We start from the raw sequence: 25424 nt of genomic DNA on the forward strand, positions 1-25424 counted from the left end.
CCAAGGAAACATGTTCATGACTGAAGCCATTCGTTACGAAAAGGGTCAGGACCAGATTGTCGTCCTGACCATCGACATGCCGGGCCAGAGCGCCAACACCATGAACGCGGTCTACCGCGAAGCCATGGAGGCCTCCGTCGCTCGCCTGGTCGCTGAAAAAGACAGCATTGCCGGGGTCATCATCACCTCGGCGAAGAAGACGTTCTTCGCCGGTGGCGACCTCAATGAACTGATCAAGGTCGGCAAACCCGAAGCCAAAGCGTTCTACGACATGGTGCTGACCCTCAAAGGTCAATTGCGCACCCTGGAAACCCTCGGCAAACCGGTGGTGGCGGCGATCAACGGCGCAGCATTGGGCGGCGGCTGGGAAATCTGCCTGGCGTGCCACCACCGCGTGGCGCTGGACAATCCGTCCGTACAACTTGGCTTGCCGGAGGTCACGCTGGGTCTGTTGCCGGGCGGCGGCGGGGTGGTGCGCATGGTGCGGATGCTGGGTATTGAGAAAGCATTGCCCTACTTGCTGGAGGGCAAAAAAGTCCGGCCACAACAGGCATTGCAAGCGGGTTTGATTGACGAGTTGGCGAAAGATTCTGGCGAGCTGCTCAGCAAGGCACGGGCCTGGATTCTGGCCAATCCGACGGCGGTACAACGCTGGGACGTGAAGGGCTATCAGATCCCCGGTGGCACACCGTCCAGCCCGAAAGTCGCGCAGATGCTCGCCATCGCGCCGTCGATCCTGCGCAGTAAAACCCAAGGCTGCATGCCGGCGCCGGAGAAAATTCTCTGCGCAGCCGTTGAAGGTGCTCAGGTGGACTTCGACACCGCGCACCTGATCGAAACCCGCTATTTCACCGAATTGACCACCGGTCAAATCTCTAAAAACCTGATCGGCACGTTCTGGTTCCAGCTCAACGAAATCAACGCCGGCGGTTCGCGGCCACAGGGTTTTGCCCCTTATGTGACGCAAAAAGTCGGCGTGCTCGGTGCCGGGATGATGGGCGCCGGCATTGCATTTGTCAGCGCATCGGCGGGCATTGAAGTGGTGCTCAAGGACATCAACCTCGCGGCAGCCGAGAAGGGCAAGGCCCATTCGGCGGCGCTGCTGGACAAAAAAGTCGCGCGGGGCCAGCTACTCCCCGAGCAGCGCGAGGCGATTCTGGCGCGGATCGTGACCACTGAAAGCGATGCTGACCTGACCGGTTGCGACCTGATCATCGAGGCGGTATTCGAAGACCGCGAGCTCAAGGCCAAAGTGTCCTCGGCTGCGCAAAAAGTCGTCGGCCCGGCGGCGGTGATCGCCTCCAATACTTCGACCTTGCCGATCAGCGGCCTGGCCACGGCTGTACCGGATCAGACCAAGTTCATCGGCCTGCATTTCTTCAGCCCCGTAGAGAAAATGCCGCTGGTAGAAATCATCAAAGGCGCGAACACCAGCGACGAAACCCTGGCTCGCGGGTTCGATTTCGTCCTGCAAATCAAGAAAACTCCGATTGTGGTCAACGACAGTCGCGGTTTCTTTACTTCGCGGGTGTTCGGCACCTTCACCAACGAAGGCATCGCCATGCTCGGCGAAGGCGTCAGTGCACCGATGATTGAAACCGAAGCCCGCAAGGCCGGCATGCCCATCGGACCACTGGCGATCTCTGACGAAGTTTCCCTCAGCCTCATGAGCCATATCCGCCAGCAAACGGCCAAAGACCTGCAAGCCGAAGGGAAACCGCTGATTGAGCACCCGGCCTTTGCCGTGATTGACTTGCTGCTCAACGAATACAAACGGCCCGGCAAAGCGGCAGGAGGCGGTTTCTACGATTACCCGGCCGCTGGCCAGAAACATCTGTGGCCCGAGCTGAAAAGCCGTTTCGAGCAGCCAGACAGGCAGATATCGCCCAAGGATGTGCGTGATCGCCTGTTGTTCGTGCAAGCCCTGGAAACCGTGCGCTGCGTGGAGGAGGGCGTGCTGATGTCGACCGCAGACGCCAACATCGGCTCGATCTTCGGCATCGGTTTCGCGGCGTGGACGGGGGGCGCGCTGCAATTCATCAATCAGTACGGGGTGAAAGACTTCGTCGCCCGAGCCCAATACCTGGCTGGGCAGTATGGCGAGCGTTTCAATCCACCGGCCTTGTTGCTGGATAAAGCCGCTAAAGGGGAGGCGTTTTAAGGGACCGATGACGCCTCGCGGGGCTTGCCTTGGAACAGTGTTTCGAGGCAGGCTCTGGGGTGTGCATTATTCCCATCACGTGTCAGGTATTTTTTATGTCGTTACGCATCTGCATTTTGGAAACCGACATCCTGCGTCCAGAATTGGTCGACCAATATCAGGGCTACGGGCAGATGTTCAAACACCTGTTTTCGCAGCAGCCTATCGCGGCCGAGTTCACGGTCTACAACGTGATGCAGGGCGAATACCCCAGCGATGATCTGATCTTCGACGCTTATCTGGTCACCGGCAGCAAGGCCGACTCTTTCGGCACCGACCCGTGGATCGAAACCCTCAAGGCGTACCTGCTGACCCGTTACGAGCGCGGCGACAAACTGCTGGGCGTGTGTTTCGGCCACCAGTTGCTGGCGTTGTTGCTGGGCGGCAAAAGCGAACGTGCCAGCCAAGGCTGGGGCGTCGGCACCCACAGTTACAAACTGGCGGCGAAAGCACCGTGGATGAGCCCGGTCAGGGAAGAGTTGACCTTGCTGATCAGCCACCAGGATCAAGTGACGACGCTACCGAAAAACGCCACAGTCATCGCCTCGAGCGATTTCTGCCCGTATGCGGCTTACCACATCAACGATCAGGTGCTTTGTTTCCAGGGGCATCCGGAATTCATTCACGATTACTCACGAGCGCTGCTGGAAATCCGCCAGCAAGCACTGGGCGAGCAAATCTACTCCAAAGGTGTAGCCAGCCTTGAGCATGAGCATCATGGCGCTACGGTGGCGGAGTGGATGATGCGGTTTGTGGCGCACAAGCCAGAAACGGTTTAATGCCAACACATGCCAGCTCCCACAATGCTGATTTCCTGTGGGAGCGAGCCTGCTCGCGATTGTCACAGACGACTCGGTATTGACTAAAGCCACCCCGACTTCTTGAAACTCGCCCATAAACCCGTACACCCCACGGCAATAACCCCCAGTACCCCGAAGTACCCGTATTGCCACGCCAGCTCCGGCATGTTCTGGAAGTTCATCCCGTAAATCCCGGCCACTGCCGTCGGAAACGCCAGAATCGCCGCCCACGCTGCAAACTTGCGCTGCACCACGCTCTGACGTGAAGCCTCCAGCAGCACGCCAATTTCGATCGTCTGGCTGGCGATGTCGGCCAAAGTCGTCAGGTCTTCCATCTGTCGTGTGACGTGGATCTGCACATCGCGGAAGTAGGGGCGCATGTTCTTGTCGATAAACGGAAAGCTCAGCTTCTGCAGCTCTTCACCGATCTCCACCATCGGCGCCGCATAACGACGCAGGCGCAAGACGTCCCGGCGCAGGCCATGAAGCTTCTGGATGTCATGTTCATTCAGCGCGCTGCACAACACGTTGCGCTCCAGCTCATCAATCTCGGCATGAATCGCTTCGCCCATCGGCTGGTAGTTTTCAATCACGAAATCGAGGAGGGCATAGAGGACGAAATCTTCCCCGTGCTCAAGCAATAACGGACGCGCCTCACAACGCTGTCGGACATAGGCGTAGGACGCGGAGTGACCATTGCGTGCGGTAATGATGTAACCGTTGCCGGCAAAGATATGCGTCTCGATGAATTCGAGTTTGCCTTCCTTGCGAATCGGCGAGTAGGTGACGATGAACAGTGCATCGCCGAAGGTTTCGAGCTTCGGTCGGCTGTGTTTTTCCAGGGCGTCTTCGATGGCCAGTTCATGCAGGTTGAACTGGCGTTGCAGGTTGGCCAGTTCCTGGGCGTCTGGCTCTTCGAGGCCGATCCAGACAAAATGGCCGGGCTTTGCGGCCCAGGCTGCGCCTTCATCCAAGGTGATATTGGTGACTTTCTTACCGGCGCTGTAAACCGCAGCAGCAACAACTCTACCCATGATTCAAGTTCACTTCTTTTTAGCAGGTGGCAGTGGCAGGCAATCTTCAGCTTAGCCTTGTCTACTGCTTGAGAGTGAGCAAACTCTGCATCGTTCGCAGGCGAAAGTTCGCAGGCAAAAGAAAACCCGCACCAGGCGGGTTTCTTTTTACGCGGCTTGCAGTTGCCGATCCATCGAAGCGATGCACTCGCGCATCTGTTCGCGGCACTGGTCCATTAGCATGGGCATATCGTCCAGGCTCAACCCCACCGTCGGAATTGCCGGCAACGAACGAATCAGAATCTTCCCACTGCGCCAGCGGTTCAATCGCATGTGTTTGACGTAACTGCTGACACACACCGGCACGATCGGCACGCCGGCAGCAATCGCCATCTGGAACGCGCCTTTCTTGAATGGCAGCAGCTCTTCGCCAAGGTTGCGCGTGCCTTCCGGGAACACCCAGATAGACGTGTCTTCATGCTGCAAGGTGTGCGTGGTGGTCAACATTGACTGGCGCGCCTTGTGCGCATTGCCGCGGTCGATCAACACGTTCCCGGCCAGCCAGAACAACTGCCCGAACAGCGGCACCCACTTGAGGCTTTTCTTGCCGATGCACACGGTGCGGCGGGGCACCACGTTGCCGAATACGAACAGGTCGTAGTTGGACTGGTGATTGGCAATAATCACGCAGCTCTCGGGTTTATCCATCAATGGCCCGACGTCAGCCTTCACCCGTAAACGCAAAATGCACATCGCCGGCCACGCATACAGGCGTGCGCACAAACGGCTGTTGTCCGGGTTGAACGGGCGACACAGGCCCAGAAACACCCCAAGCACTCCGGCCAGAATAAAGTGCAGGCCCATCAAGAACATACGAAACACAAACAGCATTTACAGGCCCCACCGGGACAAAAGGTGGCGCAGTGTACGGATGTGCACTGTTTTCGGCAATTGCCGCTATAGAAGGGGGAGATAGGCGATATTTGTGCGCATGTTTCCGACTTGTTGGTCAGTCGCATACTAGAGCGGTTACAGACCTTTCATCGCGATGTGTAAGAAAAAGCCCGACACGACGGTCGGGCTTTTCGGTGCAGCGAGTTTTGGGCTTAACCCAAATGCTCCTGATCCAGGATGATCGCGTTGTCCAGCGTCTCCAGCAACGCCTTGCGCACTTTCAACTTGGTGTTCTTGTGCGCGGTCATGTTGATCTTCTTCAGCTGACGAGCCGCCGCCAACGCTGCGCCTTGCAGCTCTTCGGCCGACACCACCGCGTCGAGGAAACCGGCATCGACAGCGCTCTGCGGGTTAAACATCTCGCCATTGATCACGGAACGGTGGAACGCCGACTTGCGCAGGCGATCACGGGCGATCTCGATACCGGCGTGGTGCATGGTCATGCCGATCTGCACTTCGTTCAGGCCAATGCTGAACGGGCCATCGACACCGATGCGGTAATCCGCCGACAACAGCAGGAACGCGCCCTTGGCCACAGCATGCCCAGGGCACGCGACGATCACCGGGAACGGGTGCGACAGCAGGCGACGGGCCAGTGTCGAACCGGCCGTGACCAACGCCACGGCTTCTTTAGGGCCGGACGTCATCACCTTCAAGTCATAACCACCCGACAGAATCCCGGGCGTACCGGTAATGATCACCACCGCACGATCAGTCACGGCCTGATCCAGCGCAGCATTAAACGCAGCAATCACGTCCGGAGAGATGGCATTGACCTTGCCATTGCTCAAGGTCAGGGTCGCGATACCGTCTTCGAGATGGTAGGAAATCAACTCACTCATGACGCTATTCCTTGTATGAAAGTTGGGGCAGACGTTACCCACCACGGCAGGCCAGGTAAAGCGCCGTGACTGACCCGCCAGTCACCCTTTCCCCGCCGGGCAAGCGTAGCCGGCCACACCCGTCGCGTATTCCTCTCTATATAGAAGGGAGGGCGAAGCCAGAGATTGGCAGGTTTGCCATGGCCCGGAACCCGCCGGAACGACTAAAACGCTAAGCGCATGAAAATTCTGCAAAAAAAGTTTGCCATCGGAAAAGGTTTCGACTACATTAGCGCGCCTCGACAGACAGAACATGTTTGACGAGATACGGTGAAGTGTCCGAGTGGCTTAAGGAGCACGCCTGGAAAGTGTGTATACAAGAAATTGTATCGAGAGTTCGAATCTCTCCTTCACCGCCAAATTCGATGTAACCAAAACCCCTGATTTCGAAAGAAGTCAGGGGTTTTGTGGTTTCTGGTGTCTGGAGTTTGTGAACGACGCTGTAGTTTCCGAGTTTTATGTAGGACGAGTCTTGGGCGTGTGGGGCGTAACGCTGGAAAGCTAGCAGGTTAGGTGCTTCCACGGGAAATGCGCTCCACATAGCCCATCTCGGGACGGGTTGTTCGCTTTGGGCCTTAGGGTTCAAGATGAAAAAAAGGGCAGCACACCTCAGGGGCGCCCCATTTCCCTGGAATGGACTGACGCGCTTTATGCAGGAAATGACCATGAAACAGGCCGAGCTCGAAAAGCTCCACGTTGAAATCATCAAGCTGCTTGCTGAGCAGCGCAAGCTGAATGCCGAGGCGAGCAAGTTGAATACCGAAGCCGGCAAGATGACCCGTGAAACCTTTTGATGCCCGGTGGCGATCGCCATCGGGATGATTGGGGCGGTGGCAACCGTCACGGCGGTGTTGATTAAGCTTCTTTAGCCTCTGATTTTTTTCAATGGGCTTGGATAGTTGATTTCATTTGGCGCCTCGAAAAGCCTGGTCTTCAGCCTCGTCACCCACCTGTTAGACTGCCCGAACCCCTCGAACGGAATCGACACCATGTCCCGCCCACGCGCCACTTACCGCCGCTAGGTCATATCTATTGCCGCCGTGTTGGCGTGCACTCTGTCATCACTCGCCACCGCAACAACATTCCCGGACGCCGAAGCCAGCGACCCCGCTAAACTCGGCTGGATGGTCGGCTCGCCACCCCCTGCTGATCGCACCGTACGCTTCGAAGACGGCAGCTATTTCCAGTTCCCGGCGATGCGCTGGAGCGTCTCGAACTTCCGGCAACTCATGCCTACGATCAACGTCTCACGAGGTCTCGGCGCCCCTGTGCCATTGGCGTCCTTGTTGCGCAACGATATCGACGCCATCAGCTTCACGCCGCTCGGCGCTAAAAAGCCGATGACCTGGGATCAATCCCTGGCGGCCACTTACACCGATGGAATTGTGGTGATGCATCGCGGCAAGGTTGTGTACGAGCGTTACTTCGGCGTGCTGAAACCCGAAGGTCAGCACGCGGCGATGTCGGTGACCAAGTCCGTAGTTGGCACATTGGGCGCGATGTTGGTCGCCGAAGGGCGAATCGACGCGAACAAGCCTGTTGTCGAATACGTTCCCGAGTTGGCAGCTTCCGCGTTTGGCAGCGCCACGGTACGTCAGGTCCTCGATATGACAACGGCTCTGAAATACAGCGAAGACTATGCCGACCCAAACGCAGAAGTATGGGCTCACGCAAAAGCGGGTAGCCCCTTGCCCAAGCCAAAGGACTACACCGGGCCGCGAAGTTACTACGAGTTTTTGCAGACCGTTCAACTGCAAGGCGAACACGGCAGTGCGTTTGGCTACAAGACCGTCAACACCGACGTATTGGGCTGGATCATCGCCCGAGCGACCGGCCGCAACGTGGCGCAGTTGTTGTCGGAGCGCATCTGGAGTCGACTGGGCGCCGAGCAGGATGCCTATTTCACGGTGGACTCTATCGGCACGCCGTTTGCCGGTGGTGGATTGAATACTGGCTTGCGAGACCTCGCCCGATTTGGCGAGATGTTGCGCAATGATGGGCTGTTCAATGGCCAGCAGATCGTGCCCAAAGCGGTGGTGGACGACATTCGCCGTGGCGGCGACAAACAGGTTTTTGCCAAGGCCGGCTATGACTTGTTGAAGGGCTGGAGTTATCGCTCGATGTGGTGGGTGACGGACAAGGAGGGCGGGGCATTCATGGCGCGCGGTGTTCATGGCCAGCGCATTTATGTTGATCCGAAAGCCGAGATGGTGATTGTTCGTTATGCCTCGCACCCGGTTGCCAGTAACTCGGCGAATGATCCGGTGACGTTGCCGGCGTTTGATGCGTTGGCTGCGTATTTGTCCAAGTTGCCTTGATTCGCTGTTTATTAAGAAGGAATTCCTATGATCACCACCACAACTCACGCCATCGAAGGCCGCCAGATCACCGCTTACCTGGACATCGTCAGCGCCGAGTCGGTGCAGGGCATAAACGTTGTTCGCGACATGTTTGCCGGGATGCGGGATTTTTTTGGTGGGCGTTCCCAGACGTTGGAGCGAGCGTTGAAGGAAGCGCGGATTCAGGCGACCGACGAAATCAAGGAGCGGGCGCGAGCACTTCAGGCGGACGCGGTGGTGGGGCTTGATTTTGAGATCAGCATGCCGGCAGGCAAGGGCGGGATGGTGGTGGTGTTTGTGACAGGGACGGCGGTGAAACTGAGATGAGGTGAAACGTGGGCCATTCGTCGGGCACGCGGAAATCTGAATTCCAAGTCCGGTAATGACCGACTAGTCTCAAAACCCTTGGTGATCGATATTTTTCAGGCAAAGGGCTTTGCCGGTGTCGATCCATTTGAGAGGGGAAGAGGTATGGCTGATCCGTATATCGAAGACGACGGGGCTGAATTTCCGATCAACAATTGCGTTAAATGCGGCCAGACAGAGTATGTGGCGGGCTTTGGGGAAGACCCGATCCAGACCAGCAAAGTGAAATCGACGACGCCCAGAGGGCCGAAGGCCAAATTTCTGCCGAGAGTGGCGGCGCCTTCCAGGAAGTAATCGTTAACTGGACAGACCCCGCCATCGAGCGGGGTTTTTCATGTGTGAAATCTCGATTACCGGTTGAAACCTGAAGTGCCGACGTTCGGTAATGATGCCGTTTACTTTTTCACATACTTTTCACAGCCACCTCCGTAGGCTCAAACCATCCGTTAGAAAGCAGTACCTGGCCCGTTCCCCAGCGGGCTTTTTTTTGCCTGTCATAAAACCTTTCCCATAAAAGCTGTCCAACCGTCGCTGATTGAGCGGTGCGGTGGTTTTTGTGTGGACGTTTACTGCGTGACAGCATTTAATCCCCGGCTTTCTTTTTTCCCCTATTTTTGAGGTTTCGTCATGCGTTTAACACTGCCTTCCCTGGTTCTTGGGCTTCTGGTTGCTCAAGGTGCGATGGCTGCCAGCGATGGCACCGCCGCAATCGGCGGTGGTCTGGGTGGCGCGCTGGGTAATGTGGTCGGCCAAAGCATGGGCGGCAGCACCGGCGCAGCGATTGGTGCTGGCGTAGCGGGCGCGGCCGGCAGTGCTGCTACCGCACGCAAAGGCAGCCGCACTTCAGCCGCCATTGGTGGCGGTGTGGGTGCAGCGGGTGGTTCAGTGATCGGCAACAGCCTGGGTGGCAAGACCGGTTCTACCATCGGCGCAGGTTTGGGTGGTGCACTGGGCGGCGGCGTAGGCAGCAACATGGCCAAAGGTCACAAGCGTCACTGATCCTGATCGGCCCATTGAAGAGCCCGGCTAAATGCCGGGCTTTTTCGTTTATGAACGATTCTTTAAACAAAGCCTCGAAGCTCATATACCCCAGAAGAATACGAGGCTTCCCATGACCCCGGTTAACAATGGCAAAAAGTGTACAAGCATCAACGCTCGACGTTTGGCGCTGTCCGTGTTTGTGGTGGGACTGTTGGCGGCTCAAGGTGCAATGGCGGCCAACGACGGCACCGCTGCGGTGGGCGGCGGCCTGGGCGGGGCGTTGGGTAATGTCGTCGGCGGACAATTGGGCGGCAGCACGGGAGCGGCCATCGGCGCCGGTGTCGGCGGCGCGGCAGGGAGCGCGGTCGGGGCGGAAAAAGGCAATCGCAATGAGGCGGCCATTGGCGGCGGCTTGGGCGCAGCAGGCGGCTCGGTGGTTGGCAACAGCCTCGGCGGCTCTACCGGTTCGACCATCGGTGCTGGCCTGGGTGGTGCCGCGGGTGGTGCCGTCGGTAACAACCTGGGCGACGACGATAATCATGGCAGCTCCCATTCCGGTAACGGACACAAGCATAAGCACAAAAACAAGCATCACTAACTCGCCAACGAGTAGAAGCCCGGCCTAGCGCCGGGCTTTTCGTATCTGTGCCTGGCAAGCCGGAACGAATGGCGGCAGCTACTCTCGAACTTTATACACCCCCCAATAATTGCGAGGCCCGCCATGACGCCGGAAACCGAAGGCAAAGAACAAAAAGGCCCGAGTGGGCTTCCGTTCATCAATGATCCCGGCAATGAAGATCCAGGTTCATTGATTGACGACGCCACGGTGCCGCTCAATGATTCCGATGACGCGGGTGATGTGGGAAATCTTGAGTACGAAGACGAGTATGAAGACGACGAAGATTGATCTTTGTGCGGTCTCGTTGACCGAACGTCTCTTTCATCGAACCCATGCATAACCTGCCACCTCGAAATATCAGGACCTGCTCTTCAGGTCCTTCGAGAGGTGCTTATGAACGCTGATCCGAAAAACCCCGACATTGATGACACTCCAGAGTATCCGCTGCCTTCGCCGACCGACTCGCTGAGTCGCGATCAACGTCCGCCGGATGACGATACAGCGGTGGAACAAGTGCCCGCTGATGATGTGAAGCGCGGTGATGTCGAGGCTGATCCTGAAGATCCGGACATTGCCGGTGATGATTACTCGGGTGAACCGAGCTGAAAAGCCGCTCGTCGATTGTGCGGCACCTTTGAAAAATGACTGCTGCCAGATCAGGTATGCACGTTTTTAAGGAGACGCATCATGATCGGTTCAAAGTTTGCGGCCTTGGCCATTGCAGGGCTGTTGTCAGTCAGCTCGCTGACCGCGTTTGCCCAGTCTTACGGGAACGATGCTCCTGTGGATAAAGGCGGGATGCCTCCGTCCACTGAAATGAATGCGAATTCTGCGGATGGTAACGCACTGCCGCCTGGCTCTATTAATAGTGGGAATGGTGGGGATGCCAATGGAAGTAGTACGTCCCCGGGGGCGGGAAGTGGGGCGGCGAGTGGTGGAGGTTCGATGGGGAAGGGTGGAGGGAGTGGGTCTGGAGGATCTGGTAGCTCCGGGATGAGTGGAAGTGGGGTAGGTGGAAGTTCTGGGAGTGCAGGTGGAGGAACAGGTGGTGCTGGGGGTGGAACGAGTGGTTCGGGTAGTTGAAGTACCTGACCCCTAGCACCCCATGCTAGGGGTCAATTCGATTGGCAATTCCCCAGTTAGTGGATTTTGTTGCTTATTTTGGGGGACTTTAAACAATACACTTCACCGGGAAAGTTCACCCATAGTTAGATATTCTTCGAATTCGGCCTTGATTTGTTTTTTGTCAGTATATTTTTTGAACTTCTCCGGCGACTCGCAAGCAAACATATAAAGTCTCAAAGCATCGAAGCAGTCTGTCCTTCCCTCTGGTCCATAATCAAAATCAATGCACAAGTCGGGGAAGTAAACAGCACATCCAACGGCGTGTAACTCGTACGTTATGTCGCCAACGATTACACCGCATTGTTCGATTTTATTGGCGCGCCATAACCTTAGGATGCATCTGGTGCCAAATTTTTCTTCGAGCAGGTCGGTGGCTTTATCCACCATCGAAAGAAAATCGGATACAAGTTGTTCGAGACTGTCGTTTCTATGACTCATTCTCTTCGATGCTCCAGTCTGTCATGTCCCACGTTGCTCGAAGATTCCAAGGTCAATACCGTTTAGGAGGGAGGCTGATCCGGATTACTCTATTTTCAATGACTGTAGCCATTTTTTATAAAAATCTTTTTGCTCTTTCAATGTGTTTACGATATCGGTTTCTTCATAGTCAAATATGTAGACGATGTCATCAAATGTCGCGGATTTTCCCATTTTTAGTTCGTATGCAACGAACCCGCCACTCATTTGGGAGCACATTCTAGAAGGGGTTACGTTTAGTTTTGCCCCTTTGCATAGGAATTTTACATAGGGGAAGTCAAGCCTTATTTTTGCTAGGCATAGATAGAGATCCTCGCTTTCATACCTTTTGCGGAAACCATTCTTCATTGTAAAAATTATAACCATCTTCGCGGCATCATATTGCAGCTGTGCCTGCTCCTTATGGTTGTCAATTATTATTGTGATTTTAGTGGTTTCCATTTGGCTTCCTATTTGGGTTAGGAATGGAGTATCCAACGTAGCTCCCGTCCTTTTTCATCGGTGTCACGCCTATTATATCGGCTGTATCAATCCTGTTTGGGATAGCTATTTCAGTTTCATCTGCAAACGGAACAAGGTTTTTCAACTCTTTATTGACATCTATCCCATCAATTTGTCTGAGTGTGTACAAAAAACCTTTTCTTGTTCTAAATTTCGTCGCAAATTGGATGCCCGTAACCTTGGATGGTGAGGTGCTGACGAAATTGCTTGGCGGATCATCGCTGTCGATAGCATGAAGCAATAGGTCATTGCTTTCGCCTTTACTCTTAAATCCCGTTCTGAAGATTTCGTCGGGGTGCTTCACGTCACCCCGATAGAGATAATCAATCTTGCCGTTAGGTACGGGAAGCGTTACTTCACCCTCATCAACCCTAACCTTCCCCGCCGGATCCTCATCCCCAAACCCCGGCCTCTTGCACCCATCCGCGCCAGGACATTCATTCAGCCCCAACGGATCAACCCAGCCCGTAGGATTCCGCGTGTACTGATACCCGTTAATCCCGCCCGCCAACCCACTCGGATCCGGTGTCAGGTACCGCCCGATATCCGGGTTGTAGTAACGATGCCGGTTGTAATGCAGGCCTGTCTCCGCGTCGAAGTACTGCCCTTGAAACCTCAACGGTTGGTCCAGCACCTGGTGGGTATCGCGGTTCAGTCGGGTCAGGCGGCCGTAGGCGGTGTATTGCGCGGCCCAGATGATGTCGCCGCTGTAATCGGTGAGTTCTTGCGGGGTGCCGAGGTGGTCGAGTTGGTAGTAGAACGGGCAGGCCTGGCGCGGGCCTTTGCCGTCGAGCATGGCGAGGGGGCGAAAGGTGCCGGGTTCGTAGAGGTAGCTGCGGTGATGCTCCTGGCTGTGTTCGGCGATGAGGTGGTCGCCCTGCCAGAAAAACTCGGTGGTTTTGCCGTCGACGGTTTTGCGGATGCGGCGGCCGAAGGCGTCGTAGCGGTAGGTCGCGCAAGTGCCATTGGGCAGCGTGACGCCGATGAGCCGGTGCTGGCAGTCGTAGCGGTATTCGGTGACGAGTTTTTGCGCGGTGCCGCGGCGTTCGCGGATCAGGTTGCCGAAGGCGTCGTAGTCGAAGTGACGGTCGCCTTGCATCGACAGACGATTGCCTTTGACGGCTGCCGGGCCGGGGCGGTCCTGCATCAACAGGTTGCCGGCGGGATCGTGGGCGAAGCTTTCGGGTTGTTGATCGCGCGAGTGACGGACCCGGATCAGGCGGTTGAGAGGGTCGTATTGGTAGTTGCGTTGGCCATGACGGGTGTCTGCGATGTAGTCGAGATTGCCGTTGGCGTTGTAGGTGTAGTCGCGCCGATACAGCGACTGTTGGTGTTGGCTGACAGCGTGGGCTTTCAGGCTGCCTTGTTCGTCGTGGTCGTACTGACTGCGCAACAGGCCTTGCTGGCGTTGTAACTCGCGACCGAATCGGGAGGTGTGGCTTGTGAGGCGTGTGCCGTTAAGGTCGATGGCGGTCAGCGCGCCACCTTTGGCGCGGTGGTAGCTGAGTTTGCTGTTGTCCGGCAGGCGCAGGTGATTGAGCCGGCCGCAGGCATCGTAGCCATAACGCAACGTGGCCCAACTCTGGTGTTCAGTGATCAGGCGGTTCTGGGTGTCGTATTCGAACTCCAGTGGGTGGTCTTGGCTGTCGTCGACGCTGACCAGCCGACCGAGGCTGTCGTAGCAATATTCAACCTTGGTGCCGTCAGGCAGGGTTTTGATCAGCAACCGACCGGCCGAGTCCCGCTGGTAGCGCGTAATCAGCTTCGAGCCGTCATCGCCGTACTCGGTTTTCTCCAGTAAATGGCCATTCAGGTCGTAGGCATACGCCGTGCGTCGACCATCAAAACCGGTTTGCTGTCGGACCAATCCACTGGCGGTGTAGTCCAGTCGATAACGTTCACCGGACTCGTTCTCGATGTCGGTCAGCAGCAGCCGTGCGTTGTCATAGCGGTAACGCAGGTGTGTGCCGTCGGGGTTGATCCGGCGGCTGACCAGGTGCAAGTCATCGTCGTACTCAAAACGCGTGACACGACCCAGTTCATCCCGTTCGGCAGTGATCTTGCCGTAGGCGTTGTAACTGAAGGCTCGACTGGCGCCAGTAGGAAGAGTTGTCTGGATCAGTCGGCCAACGGCGTCCCGTTGGTAGTGAGTGACAGCGCCGAATTCGTCCTGAAAGGTTATTTTCCGTCCCAGAACATCGTAGGAAAACCGCCGCTGACCGCCGTCCGGCAGGGTTTCTTCGATCAGTTGCCCAAGTGCATCCCGAACGAAAACCTGGCGACTGCTGTCCGGAAAACGAATCGAGAGCAGCCGTCCTTGGGTGTCGTAGTGGTAATGGGTGGTTTGGCCATCGGGATCGATGGCCTCGGTGACATCGCCTTGAGCATTGCGTTGATATTTCCATACGGCTTTACCGCGAGAGCACGCATGCAGGAAACCGTTGCGGTATTCGTAGGACGTTGGCTCATCTTCAGGTGGAATCAGCGCAATCAGCCGCCCGATCTCGTCGTAGCGGTATTGAGTGATCGCTCCCAGCGGCCCCTGTTCGGCAATCAGATGACCCTTGTGGTCATAAGTCTTGAGATACTCGGCACCCTCTGGCTCAACCCGACGCACCAACCGCGCCGTATCGTCATGGACGTAGGCTTCTTCGCTGCCATCGACGCTTTTAACCCGCACGCCACCGTTGTCGTCCCAGGCATAGCGTGTATCCATCTGCGAAAACGTCGCCCAGTGCCGAATGCATCGGGCCGCTTTGCCCGACCGTTCCCACTCCCAAAAGAAACTTGCCCCGCCGGCGAGTTGCCGCTGGAGAATCACGTGGTGGTCGTCGTAGTCGTACCGCTCGCTTTCACCGGCGGCATTGGTCGCTTCGATCAGTCGCTGGCGGGCGTCGTAGCGGTAGGAAATCAGCGTTTGCTCTGTACGCCAGGCGTCATCCGCAGTGTCGGCGGGATGAAACGATTGATACTCGACGGCAACGATGTGCCGGCGCTCGTAGCGCAACAGCAGCGAACGGCCTGCACCGTTGTCGAGGCGCTGAATGCGATCCTGACGATCGCGGGTGATGTGCACCCGGTTGTTGTAGGCATTGCTGATCGTGGTCAGCCGCCCAGTGCGAAAGTGATAAAACCGCACCGTCTCGCCAGCCAATGCGAGCACTAATTCCTCTGGCTGATCCCCGAGATAAATCGCGGCCCGCGACAGACTGTTATGGATGGCCGGGCGTTCCTGGCTGGGCAGCGGAAACGTCGTACGGCGGTTTTCATGGTCGATCCAGACGACGTGTTCAGCGTCCAGCTCCAGCCGATGCGCCAGCGAATGACTCCAGCCCCAGCCCAGCCCGCAATCGATTTCCACCGCGCTGGTTCGGTACAACCGGGTGAACGCAAAGGGCAGCAAGCCATTGAGCGAACCATCCTCCAGGGTCAGCAACTCTTCGCCGGTGACCATCGACACCGGGCAACCGTTCGTACAGGTCAGCGGCCCGCAGTCGGCGCTGTCGCCATTGGGGTTTTTCGCCTGTTCGGAGGCGTCGTCACGGTGTTCGTGACGGCTGAGGCGGGTGGTGGCTGCGGATTTTTTGCGAGCGATGGCGAGCGGATTTTCCACCTGCGTTATGGGCGCAGAGCCGGCACTTATCTGTAATGGCAGCGTAGGCGCGGGGTTCAGCGCAGCAGTGCGGGCGTTGACCGCAAGGGGTTTGAATACCTCCGCATGGGGCGTCAGGTCGGATTGAGCGGCCAGCCGCAAACTCGCGGCAGCCAGCCATTTGCGCGCCCGTTCCGATTTGAGCTTGTTCAGCACCTTGGCACTGATGCCGAGTTTCAGTCCTTTGGTGCCGGTAAATCGTGCCAGGAGAAAACCGATCAAAATGCCTGTGCGGATTTCCGCCACAACCTCTGCAGCGTGATGTGGCGGCAGCATCCGCACCCAGCTGGTAAACGCCGCGAGATGAATGAACATCAACGGCTCGTCACTCAGCATCAGCAGCAGATTGGCGATCGACTCCGCCGAGGCCTTCAGCAGTGTTTCAAGTTCGGTCTCGGTCAGGTACTCAAGGAGCTTTTGGCTGTTGGCTTGCAGGTCCGCGATCAGCTCGTATATCTGCTTCACGTCGTCCCACAAACCGTTCAGCGCATTCTCGAAGCCTCGCCAGTCAGCCTGTTGCAGCAGGCCGTAGCGCTTGATGAAACCCGCCTCGGCGAACTCGACCCAGGAAGGTTCGAATTCAGTCGTCCATTCGTTGCGCAACCAACCTTCCAGTTCGCCGATGACGCTTTGATAAGAGGCGTACAGCGCTTTGACGTGTTCGGTGGAAACGTTTGGAAAGAAGGTGATGCGGTAACGTTGACCGCGCTCGCACTTGGGGACCTCCAGGATGCCGCTGGGGCCGATCTGGTGGTGAACCGGCTCGCCAAATGTTCCGTCCGGGTTCAACGGTTCCAGCGTCACCGGCGTATTGCCAATGGGGACGAATCGCGCGGCCTCGAACATGTGCACCAGTGTCAACGGGCCGCTGGCCGGGCATGCGCCGACGGTTGAACTGACGGGCGCAGTGGAGTGCTTCGGTGCGATCAGCCGGACATCGTTGCCGACCTTGAATACCTGCTCGATCTCCAGTGCCTTGCCAGTCCAGAAACTCTCGGCCCACGCGTCGTAATCGTTGAGACAGAGCCGAAAGTCAGCGAGCAGCGCCTCGACGTTCGGCTGTTTGGGGTCCATGGCGGCGACCACCAGCAAGCCGATGGCGTTATTCAAGGCCAGTACCTTGTCAGGTACGAACATTCGCAGTCCCTCGCGCAGATCAAGATGAGCGCGAGACTTTGCTTGGGATCAACGGGTAAAGAAGTCGGGAAAGGAGGCGTTTTATGTAGGAGGATTCGCTAAATGACGACGAGCACTTTTTGTAACGGCCAGGCATTGCCCGTTGCCCAACGTCAGCCGCGCTCGCTATGCTGCTGAATCCTTTAATCGATCACGGACCCGGCCGTACCTGAGCCGTCTCTGAGGTGTCATTTGAAAACGGATCAGATGCGATGAATGCACCGCTCAACACGTTCGGCCCGATCAAGGCTGTGATTTTCGACATGGACGGTTTGCTGCTGGACACCGAGGGCATTTATACCGAGGTCACGTCCCTGATTGCCGCGCGTTACGGCCGGGTGTTCGACTGGAGCATCAAGCAGAACATCATCGGGCGTGGGGCGGGTGATCTGGCGCGGTACGTGGTCGAGGCGCTTGATCTGCCGATCACCGCCGAAGAGTTCCTGGTGATCCGCGAGCCGCTGATGCGTGAGCGTTTTCCTACGGCGCTGGCGATGCCCGGTGCGCAGGAGCTGGTTCGGCACTTGAAGGCCAACCGTATTCCGATCGCAGTCGGTACCAGTTCTTCGAGCCAGTCGTTCGGCCAGAAAACCACGTTGCACCGTGACTGGTTTGCGCTGTTCGATTTCATCGTGACGGCCGATGACCCGGAAGTAGGTGCAGCCAAGCCGGCACCGGATATCTTCCTCACGGCGGCGCGCCGCCTGGGTGTTGCGCCTGAGGACTGCCTGGTGTTTGAAGATTCGCCGTTCGGGGTCACTGCGGCGAAGGCGGCGGGGATGACTGCTATTGCGATCCCGGACGCGGCCATGGCTGACGAAAAATACGCACATGCCGATGGCATTCTTCGTTCGCTGAAAGCCTTCACGCCGAGCGCGTGTGGTTTGCCGGCCCTGGAATGGACCTGAAGCGATAAACAAAAAACGCCGGCAACCTGATCAGGGTTGCCGGCGTTTTTGTTTTGATCAAGCCGAGGGTCAGGCGCCGAAACCACCGTCGATGGTCAGGCTGGCACCGGTGATGTAGCCGGCTTCTGGACTGACGAGGTAGGCAACGAAGCTGGCAATTTCTTCGGCTTTGCCATAACGACCCACTGCCATCATCGGGATCAGGCTTTCGGCGAAGTCACCGTCGGCGGGGTTCATGTCGGTGTCGACCGGGCCGGGCTGCACGTTGTTGATGGTGATACCGCGTGGGCCGAGGTCGCGGGCCAGCCCTTTGGTCAAGCCGACCAGCGCTGCCTTGCTCATGGCGTACGGGCCGCCACCGGCGAAGGGCATGCGGTCAGCGTTGGTGCTGCCGATGTTGATGATGCGACCGCCTTCAGTCATGTGTTGGGCGGCGGCCTGGGTGGCGATGAATACGCTACGCACGTTGATGGCGAGGGTCTGGTCGAAGTCTTCGAGCTTGAAGTCTTCCAGGGGGGCAACGGCCAGCACGCCGGCGTTGTTGACCAGGATGTCCAGGCGACCGAAGGCTTTGACGGTAGCGCTCACAGCGTTGCGAATGGCCTCGGCGTCGGCGCTGTCCGCTTTGATGGCCAGGGCTTTGCCGCCGTTGGCGGTGATGCTGTTTTGCAGTTCTTCGGCTTTGACCGTGGAGCTGACGTAGGTGAAGGCAACTGCCGCGCCTTCAGCGGCCAGGCGTTTGACGATGGCTGCGCCGATACCCCGAGATCCGCCTTGAATCAAAGCCACTTTGCCGCTGAGGTTCTGAGTAGTCATATCGATCTCCAAAGTCCCGAAGCGAGATGCCCCGGTTGATGGAGCCTAGTATCGATTGAGGATTACACGCTGACTTCGTTGATCATCTGAAAATAAAATCGCATCACAAGAAATCAAGAGGTTACAGCCATTGAGGCATCAGAAGATAAAATTAAATTGCATTAGATATTAAAAGAAATATAGCTGCGGTCAATTGACGATAAAAATTATTCACAGAGGCGAAACCTATTCTCGGTCTATGGATGCATAGAGTGGATTGACCGAGTTAGTTTTACTGATGGGGTGAGATTCACGCCTTCGACTACAAAATGCTTTGGAAGGCATTGCTGTCGCGTGCAGTTAATATGCAATTTAGTTAGATTTGGGAAGCCTGTTTAGCCTGGCGGACGTTGTTTTTCACGAGTGCGTTATAGAGTGGGTTGAATAAACTGTGACTATCTGGGGCGCTCAAAGGGACTTTTTATGATGAGTTCATTTGTTGGCTGGATTTGGGTTGTGGTATGTGGCGATGTATTGGGATAGTAGCTGTTTATTTTCGGTGAATCCATTGTTTGGTAATGGGTCGATATATTTCGGAGGTTGATCGTTACTTGGGTGGGCGCTTTTGTAATGGGGGGGATATGATTAATGGCTTTGTTATAAGCTGACGGCAGGCTCTTGGAGCACAACACGAAGGGTTTTTAACTTCGTCTACCAGTTCATCCCAAATGGAGTTAATATTAGATTGTTCATAGAAATGTTGGTCTAGTTCGTCATGGCCATTTTCGAATCCTAGCCTATCAAGTGCACGAATGATATGTATAGGTGTTGTGTTTAGCTGCTGAGAGATTTCACTAACTAAAATATAAGAGTTGTTGAAGGTCTCTATTGAGCTTTTGCTAATTAATGACACTGTTCGTTTTCCTGATTTGCTGATTGATCGCTTTAAGTATCCTAGCGTGGCTAGTTCTAGAACTGTGTGACTGCTACAGTGAAGTAGTAGAGCAGCGTGTTGTGTAGATAACCAAATAAAATCAATTGGTTCTTCTGGTGGTTCTTCTAATGGTTCTTTGTTAGAGTGTCGCGAAGGATTTTGTACTTCGTCTATCAATTCATCAATTATGGAAAAAATTTTAGATTTTTTATAGAAATAGGGAGCTGGCTCGTCGTGGTCATTTTCGAAACCTAGCCTATCAAGTGCGCGAATGATATGTATAGGTGTCGTGTTTAGCTGCTGTGAGATTTCCCTAATTAAGATATAAGTGTTATTGAAATGTTCTATTGATTTCCTAGTGATTAGCACGGATTTTCCCTTTCCTGACTTAGTCGGTGCGAGTTTCAAGTATCCTAGCTTGGTTAGCATTAAGGTTGTACGTCTGCTGCAGTGAAGTAGCAAGGCGGCGTATTGTGTGGAAAGATTAATAATTTCAATTTTTTCTTCCGGTGTATTTTTCTCAATTTTGAGTGGCGGTAGTTGCTTGTTTGTAACTCTTATTAGATGGCAAATAGGGGTGTTGCAATGATAATACGGCATGCTTTTTCCGTATCGGTTTATTGTAAAGTTGCTGGAAATGAAAGTGCCTTCTTTTGATAGTTGTTTTCGATTGTTGAATGGATATATTGCCTGAGATAATGTCAGTTCGAGATCCGCACAGCAAAGTCCGGTCTTGCATTTTTCATTGAAAGTATCTGGTTCTTGAGGGATTTCATTTGAAAGTGCTACCAGCAGGGGGTGGCTAGACCGCCAGGGTGAAAGATGCATCAATCGCGTGAATCCGGGGTATTTTACAAGCTGTGCTCTAATCATTTTTATCGCATGCTTTCGAATGGCGTCTTCAAGCAAGCATGAGTTTTTATCTTCGGTGGATTTTCTTGAGGTCCAAATTTTTTCACAAATTTGTGCAACGTATGTCATGTATGAAAGGTCGCGGATGTCAGCGTCTGGACCGAATATTTCTAGCCGTTCCTCTTCAAATACTGCGCCGCTTTCACATTTAGTATTTCGTCTATCAGAGCCGCATTTGCAAAAAAATAGATTGGCCTTGGTCCAATGTTCTCGCATATGACATTGAGGGCAGTGCGTAATTATCCGTGTTGCATGAAGCGGGCAAACAGGTAAATCCCGTATGTCTTGGAAAACCGTAATGAGTTTGTTGCGTAAACATTCTGGGCAGTACATGAAGTGGCGTGAAAACTGCGAGCGATGAAGAGTGACCGCATCGATGATCCAGAGCGAAGCATCCGGATTATTCACCGTATAACTGTTTGCCAAGAGCAACTGTGCGATATCCGGCGCTTCCATGGTTAAGCTAGTGAGCAGTGATGATTGCTCCGTTAATATTTCAAGCGCATCTCCATAAAGAGGAACGTTTAGGGCCGCGCACATAGCGGCAACAGTGGAATAACCATTGTAAAATGCAGTTCGCATCATAACCCCTTTAGGACTTTCCCATTTTTGTGGGATACCTACATAACAAATAGCGTTCATTTCTTCGCAGTCTCACTAGATTTGTTGGTTTGAAACTTCAATGCAAAGTTCAGCTGAGAATGCGACATGAGGAAGTAGTTTGGGCAACAACAGAATGCCAAGTCTGCAGCAGCCTCTGCGAAATCGCTGATTTTCAGGGTGTAGTCCCCTCTTAGGAGCGCGATTTCGAAACTATCATGCAGCAAATCGCTTAATCGCCTAAAATTCCCTCGAGTGGCGAGGTAAATGGCCTTGTAAGGAGTGGGGTCAGTTAAGTGAGCGTATTCTTTCAAGTGCCCAAGTTTTATCATCTCTTTTTCTAAGCTCGCCAATACACCCAGAAGCACAGACGTCGATGCCTTATCAGCCATTGGGAGTGGCTGCAGTTTGGCGCGATAGGGAAATCGGTCGCTTAACTCCTCAACTAAATCTATTGTTTCTTCTGCGCTGGACGACCCCGATATCAAAAAAGCAACTCCCGATCTGTTTAAAAGTTTAATGATCCAGTTGCACAGTGAGCTTTTGGTTTTTGTTAAACCCTTCTCAGCTACATGGTGAAAGTCATCCAAAATCACAAGTTTTGCCTCTATCGTAACAAGTCTTTGGATGATAAAATCTTCTAAAATAACAACACTTTGATTGTCGGTTGGTTTTCCGCCGAGTACTTGCGCCATGACCACGGATAAGTTTCTTATTGTGGCGGATTCCGGCAGCTCTATATAAACACAAGGCCATGTTTTTTTGTCGCATTCGGAGTTCCGAGCCTGTTGAGTCGGGCCTAGATCCTTTTCAATCATGCGACACAGTCTGGTTTTACCAACCCCCGTCGGGCCGATTAACATGGCTGACGAGGGGTCTTTGCGGTGGCGCGTAGTGTTTATGCATTTAGTAATGATTCGCATTGCCTCCCGATAATCTGGATACCAGACCGTACAGGCCGCCAGAGCTTCTAACGCTTCATCAATGTTGATACCATTAGGGGATATATTCATAATTGGTCTACCATGAAAGTAGGGATCTCGCCGTCGACAATCGGCTTGTCCTCCGATATCGCGGTATTGGTTTCGTTATCGAAAAAGGGATCGAGTTTGGTTTTATTATTCGGCTTGGTTGTGCGTAAATGTCGAGACGCTTCGTATTCTTGAACCATACGCTGTCGAAGCCGCCATAGGGCGACATTGGCCTCGCTGTTGTCGAATTTTCGCCCCGCGTCAAGATACTGTTGATGTAATAACTTATGCTCTGTCAGGGTGAGTCCGTTTTGGTACTGGGGGTTGGTACCAGACGCACGCACAGGGTTACGCGTGTCATTTGGGTGGGCGACCCATATTTCACCTAAATCCAAGGGGTTGTAATAGCAAATTGCCGGTTGCCCTTTTTTCAGTCGTGAGCGAATTTCTTGTAGATCTGGACCGTACCAACTTAAGCATAGGAAATTGATTCGTCCTGCAGCGCTGATCATTCCTGGTTGGATAACTCGACACAGTTTATCTAGGTCCTCTTCGGAAAATTTTTCTGGTGGTAGCCCATTTTTCATTGCCCGCTCCCAAGCTATCGCTGGCGGCATATTTAATGCGCTATGTTTCCTTTGATGATATATCTTCTCTACCCAATCCTCGACGTGCCGATTCATACTCTCTTCGGTAAATGCCGCTTCGCTTTCCGAGTTATAGTATTGACATTCGGCAGGAGTAGACATCGTGCTACCAGCCTGTTCATGTAGCCACAGCTCAAACGTTCTGAAAAGGCGCTCAATATCCGGACGTGCATTGGGGGTATAAGGTGGAGGTCTGTCATACGTAATATTCAATCGATCCAAAAAGTATCTAATTATCGCATTTACGAATTCAGAGCCGTTGTCACTGCGTAAACGGATGGGCTTACCGCGAAGATATTCCTCTCCGGGTACAGCCCTTAATGCATTTTTTAATGCACGAATAGTTTTTTCCGCGCAAGGATACGTTGTTGAAAGTTCCCAGCCGATGATCATTCGAGTCTTAATCTCAAGAATGACTGTCCACCATAGGATTTTTCCTAATGATTTTCCCTGATTGTCGATGATAACAATGTCAACGAGGTGAGAATCGATCTCGGCAAGATCCAACACCTCATCAGGGTCCATGCTTAGTTTACTTGAGTGATGCTTTTTCTTAGCATAGTCTGAGCCGTAACGCTTAGTATCGCTAGTGAACTGACAAAGTTTTTTTAGCCTTCTCTGGATTGTTGAAAGCGAGGGGGCCTTGAGCAACAGAGTCGAGTAACCTGCGCGGAGACGATTCATCAATGTGATCTGACCATCAATAAGTCTATGTATCGTTATCGGTCGGGTAGGTGGTGTAGTTTGTTTGTATTCTTGATCGATTATTTCGCGGGTGATGGCTTCAACATCTGCAGCCAGTCGTTTCCCGCGCGGCGCAACACTTTTGTCCTTCAGTAAGCAAAATCGGTCGAAGTTGTGCTCTCTGTAGTATTTGAGCCATTTGTACAGAGAGTTGTAGGAGGGCGGTGAGGAGTCGCTCATCTCAGCGCTGAGGCGATCAATCAGTGCTTTAGTTGCTTCCACAGGTAGGGGGCCACCAAATTGCTTAAATGCGGCATCGACGTAACGATACTTTCGTTGCGCTGCAATCACCTGGGGATCGTCTGGGAAAAGGAAAGCCAATGCTTTGGAGCCCGCACCCGGCGGGCGGGCAAATGGCACGATGGTGTGATGAGACAACTCGGACATCATGGCATCGACTGCTAGGGCGCGAGTGTACGTTCGCTCCAAGTCCCTTAGCGTCACCAGCTCCTCATCCACATGAATGACCTCCATGGTTCGGCCATGGACGATGTATTGGCTCCCGACGGTAGGTGCTTCCGGTTGCTCACTCATGAGGCGCCTTCCAATCAACTATGAGGTGCAACGTCAAAGGTTGGCTCAAATCGGCGCTCAATTGTCCTGTGAACAGGTTGTAGCAAATCGTGCCGATGGTTGGTGCGGCACTGTCTTGGACCAGATCGCCGAGCGTCGTCGGCCAATGACGGTGTTGCACGTAATGGTAGAAATGCATTTGCCGCTGCTCGTTCCAAGTACTTGATCGACTGTAAAGCACCTGTAAGTTATGAAAACTGGGTGGCCCGGTGAGACTCCGCTGGTCGTGGCATGTCAAGGTCCACCCTTCCTGAAAACAGAGTGCCCGGAAGCTCTCCAGCGTCGCCAGTCGACTCGTCCTTTGTTTGGTGAAATCGAGCTTGACCTCAGAGAAGTAACTATCCCCGTTCGTCAGCACCACAAGGAAATCCGGGGTATAGCGATAGCGTTGAGTTTCGTCTGTCCAGGTGAACGTGTGAGGTTGCGCGTAGTACTTTGCTACCGTTGGGTCATGCTCTAACCAAATGCAGTACGCGGATTCAAGTATCGAATCACACTCCACTGAATGGCGATTTTTGAGGGAAGGAAAGTCCACGATGAAATTTTGACGGCGCCGCCGGGGGGAACACCGCGCGGGACCATTCTCGAGGTTCATTTCCTTGGACGTGATGATCATCTTGCGACACTCCTCTAATGTTCTGACGGCGCCACCCCTGCGACAACGGATGGCATACAGATCGGAGTTTTTATTGGTCGAGGCGCTTTGTATGTCCACAAGGGCATTAGTGCTTCCGGCTATATCCGACCTGCCATGTAGTAATCACCTTTGTCCGCCGAAGACGAGCTCGATATTTATTGAGCTTCGGGTTATCTGGCCTTTTAGTCATCGATCAGTTGACCACTCAAAAACGTGAAATCGACTGCGTACATATGATTTTACGCCTGTACCCTTTATCAATTTTAGTTCGCGACGTACGGAATTATGTAATAAATACAATTAGTTAAGACTGCTGTATAGAAAGTAATTAACTGTTGCTGGTAAATTGACATGGTTTTGATACGTACGCCCTCGAGCTCCTAAGTGTTGACACTTCGGGGGCGAGTGATGGCACGAGTTGATAGGGCCTCGATGCAGGGTGAGATGCAGGTCAATACCACTCGACTTTTGAACCCAACCTGGTTCGTCTCATTTTCCGGTGGTGACTAGGCGGTTATGAGGCCATTCCTATGTCGATGCAGTCGCTATCTCTTGAAAGTAAAGCCCTGAGGGGAAGGGCACGTTCCCGGGGAAGAAATCGTCATGGCCAAGAGGCATT

The 25424-nt window shown here is 54.2% G+C and carries 21 protein-coding genes, 1 tRNA gene and 1 pseudogene; 12 read left to right on the forward strand and 11 right to left on the reverse strand.

The window, feature by feature from the left end:
* Positions 1–16 precede the first annotated feature (16 nt).
* Positions 17–2161 carry a 3-hydroxyacyl-CoA dehydrogenase NAD-binding domain-containing protein gene (locus tag LOY55_RS08675; protein ID WP_223522483.1) on the forward strand — a complete coding sequence of 715 codons (2145 nt, stop codon included), beginning with the start codon at positions 17–19 and terminating at the stop codon, positions 2159–2161.
* 95 nt (positions 2162–2256) lie between these two features.
* Positions 2257–2979, forward strand: coding sequence for an amidotransferase (locus LOY55_RS08680; protein ID WP_109788203.1), 723 nt, complete (start codon positions 2257–2259; stop codon positions 2977–2979).
* Positions 2980–3062: 83 nt separating this feature from the next.
* On the opposite strand, the gene LOY55_RS08685 is transcribed toward LOY55_RS08680, so the two are convergent.
* From LOY55_RS08685 to LOY55_RS08695, 3 genes are all read right to left on the reverse strand, one after another.
* Positions 3063–4034, reverse strand: coding sequence for a magnesium and cobalt transport protein CorA (locus tag LOY55_RS08685; RefSeq protein ID WP_258667875.1), 972 nt, complete (start codon positions 4032–4034; stop codon positions 3063–3065).
* A gap of 147 nt (positions 4035–4181) precedes the next feature.
* Positions 4182–4904 carry a 1-acyl-sn-glycerol-3-phosphate acyltransferase gene (locus tag LOY55_RS08690; protein WP_109788204.1) on the reverse strand — a complete coding sequence of 241 codons (723 nt, stop codon included), beginning with the start codon at positions 4902–4904 and terminating at the stop codon, positions 4182–4184.
* 215 nt (positions 4905–5119) lie between these two features.
* Positions 5120–5809 (reverse strand): crotonase/enoyl-CoA hydratase family protein, encoded by a 690-nt coding sequence (locus LOY55_RS08695; RefSeq protein ID WP_046027080.1) that lies wholly within the window; start codon positions 5807–5809, stop codon positions 5120–5122.
* Positions 5810–6117: 308 nt separating this feature from the next.
* Between LOY55_RS08695 and LOY55_RS08700 the strand changes: the two genes are divergently transcribed.
* The 9 genes and pseudogenes from LOY55_RS08700 to LOY55_RS08740 all read left to right on the forward strand — a co-directional run bounded on the left by LOY55_RS08700 (position 6118) and on the right by LOY55_RS08740 (position 10759).
* Positions 6118–6207 (forward strand) — tRNA-Ser (locus tag LOY55_RS08700).
* A gap of 306 nt (positions 6208–6513) precedes the next feature.
* Positions 6514–6717, forward strand: a pseudogene (locus LOY55_RS31005) (hypothetical protein).
* A 174-nt stretch (positions 6718–6891) separates the two neighbouring features.
* Positions 6892–8166, forward strand: a complete 1275-nt coding sequence (locus tag LOY55_RS08710) for a serine hydrolase (RefSeq protein ID WP_263295500.1) — start codon at positions 6892–6894, stop codon at positions 8164–8166.
* 27 nt (positions 8167–8193) lie between these two features.
* Positions 8194–8514, forward strand: a complete 321-nt coding sequence (locus LOY55_RS08715; protein WP_046027078.1) for a YbjQ family protein — start codon at positions 8194–8196, stop codon at positions 8512–8514.
* Between the two features lie 144 nt (positions 8515–8658).
* Positions 8659–8847, forward strand: a complete 189-nt coding sequence (locus tag LOY55_RS08720; protein WP_046027150.1) for a hypothetical protein — start codon at positions 8659–8661, stop codon at positions 8845–8847.
* A 333-nt stretch (positions 8848–9180) separates the two neighbouring features.
* Positions 9181–9552, forward strand: coding sequence for a bacteriocin (locus tag LOY55_RS08725; protein ID WP_046027077.1), 372 nt, complete (start codon positions 9181–9183; stop codon positions 9550–9552).
* Positions 9553–9664: 112 nt separating this feature from the next.
* Positions 9665–10132 (forward strand): glycine zipper domain-containing protein, encoded by a 468-nt coding sequence (locus LOY55_RS08730; protein ID WP_177412238.1) that lies wholly within the window; start codon positions 9665–9667, stop codon positions 10130–10132.
* Positions 10133–10255: 123 nt separating this feature from the next.
* A complete protein-coding gene (locus LOY55_RS08735) occupies positions 10256–10441 on the forward strand; it encodes a hypothetical protein (protein WP_046027075.1) in 186 nt (61 codons plus the stop codon).
* A 105-nt stretch (positions 10442–10546) separates the two neighbouring features.
* On the forward strand, positions 10547–10759 hold the full coding sequence (locus tag LOY55_RS08740; protein ID WP_046027074.1) for a hypothetical protein: 213 nt from the start codon (positions 10547–10549) through the stop codon (positions 10757–10759).
* 579 nt (positions 10760–11338) lie between these two features.
* On the opposite strand, the gene LOY55_RS08750 is transcribed toward LOY55_RS08740, so the two are convergent.
* The 3 genes from LOY55_RS08750 to LOY55_RS31140 form a co-directional block, all read right to left on the reverse strand.
* Positions 11339–11716: a DUF6896 domain-containing protein gene (locus tag LOY55_RS08750; RefSeq protein ID WP_223522480.1), complete on the reverse strand. Its 378-nt coding sequence runs from the start codon at positions 11714–11716 to the stop codon at positions 11339–11341.
* Positions 11717–11800: 84 nt separating this feature from the next.
* A complete protein-coding gene (locus LOY55_RS08755; RefSeq protein WP_223522479.1) occupies positions 11801–12196 on the reverse strand; it encodes a hypothetical protein in 396 nt (131 codons plus the stop codon).
* Entirely contained in the window at positions 12183–17045 is a 4863-nt protein-coding gene (locus LOY55_RS31140; RefSeq protein ID WP_223522478.1) for an RHS repeat-associated core domain-containing protein, read from the reverse strand. Before LOY55_RS31140 ends, LOY55_RS08755 begins: the two co-directional genes overlap by 14 nt.
* A 251-nt stretch (positions 17046–17296) precedes the next feature.
* Here LOY55_RS31140 and LOY55_RS08775 point away from each other — a divergent pair, with 251 nt between their 5' ends.
* On the forward strand, positions 17297–17992 hold the full coding sequence (locus LOY55_RS08775) for an HAD-IA family hydrolase (protein WP_046027071.1): 696 nt from the start codon (positions 17297–17299) through the stop codon (positions 17990–17992).
* 69 nt (positions 17993–18061) lie between these two features.
* On the opposite strand, the gene LOY55_RS08780 is transcribed toward LOY55_RS08775, so the two are convergent.
* The 5 genes from LOY55_RS08780 to LOY55_RS08800 all read right to left on the reverse strand — a co-directional run bounded on the left by LOY55_RS08780 (position 18062) and on the right by LOY55_RS08800 (position 24784).
* A complete protein-coding gene (locus LOY55_RS08780) occupies positions 18062–18808 on the reverse strand; it encodes a 3-oxoacyl-ACP reductase family protein (RefSeq protein WP_109785982.1) in 747 nt (248 codons plus the stop codon).
* Positions 18809–19394: 586 nt separating this feature from the next.
* Positions 19395–21275 carry a hypothetical protein gene (locus LOY55_RS08785; protein WP_258667876.1) on the reverse strand — a complete coding sequence of 627 codons (1881 nt, stop codon included), beginning with the start codon at positions 21273–21275 and terminating at the stop codon, positions 19395–19397.
* Entirely contained in the window at positions 21272–22246 is a 975-nt protein-coding gene (locus LOY55_RS08790; RefSeq protein ID WP_258667877.1) for an ATP-binding protein, read from the reverse strand. Before LOY55_RS08790 ends, LOY55_RS08785 begins: the two co-directional genes overlap by 4 nt.
* Entirely contained in the window at positions 22243–24129 is a 1887-nt protein-coding gene (locus LOY55_RS08795) for a DDE-type integrase/transposase/recombinase (protein WP_258667878.1), read from the reverse strand. Before LOY55_RS08795 ends, LOY55_RS08790 begins: the two co-directional genes overlap by 4 nt.
* On the reverse strand, positions 24122–24784 hold the full coding sequence (locus tag LOY55_RS08800; RefSeq protein WP_258667879.1) for a TnsA endonuclease N-terminal domain-containing protein: 663 nt from the start codon (positions 24782–24784) through the stop codon (positions 24122–24124). Before LOY55_RS08800 ends, LOY55_RS08795 begins: the two co-directional genes overlap by 8 nt.
* Positions 24785–25424 lie beyond the last annotated feature (640 nt).

Origin of the sequence: Pseudomonas sp. B21-040 (assembly GCF_024748695.1) — a bacterium.
Taxonomy (GTDB): Bacteria; Pseudomonadota; Gammaproteobacteria; order Pseudomonadales; family Pseudomonadaceae; genus Aquipseudomonas.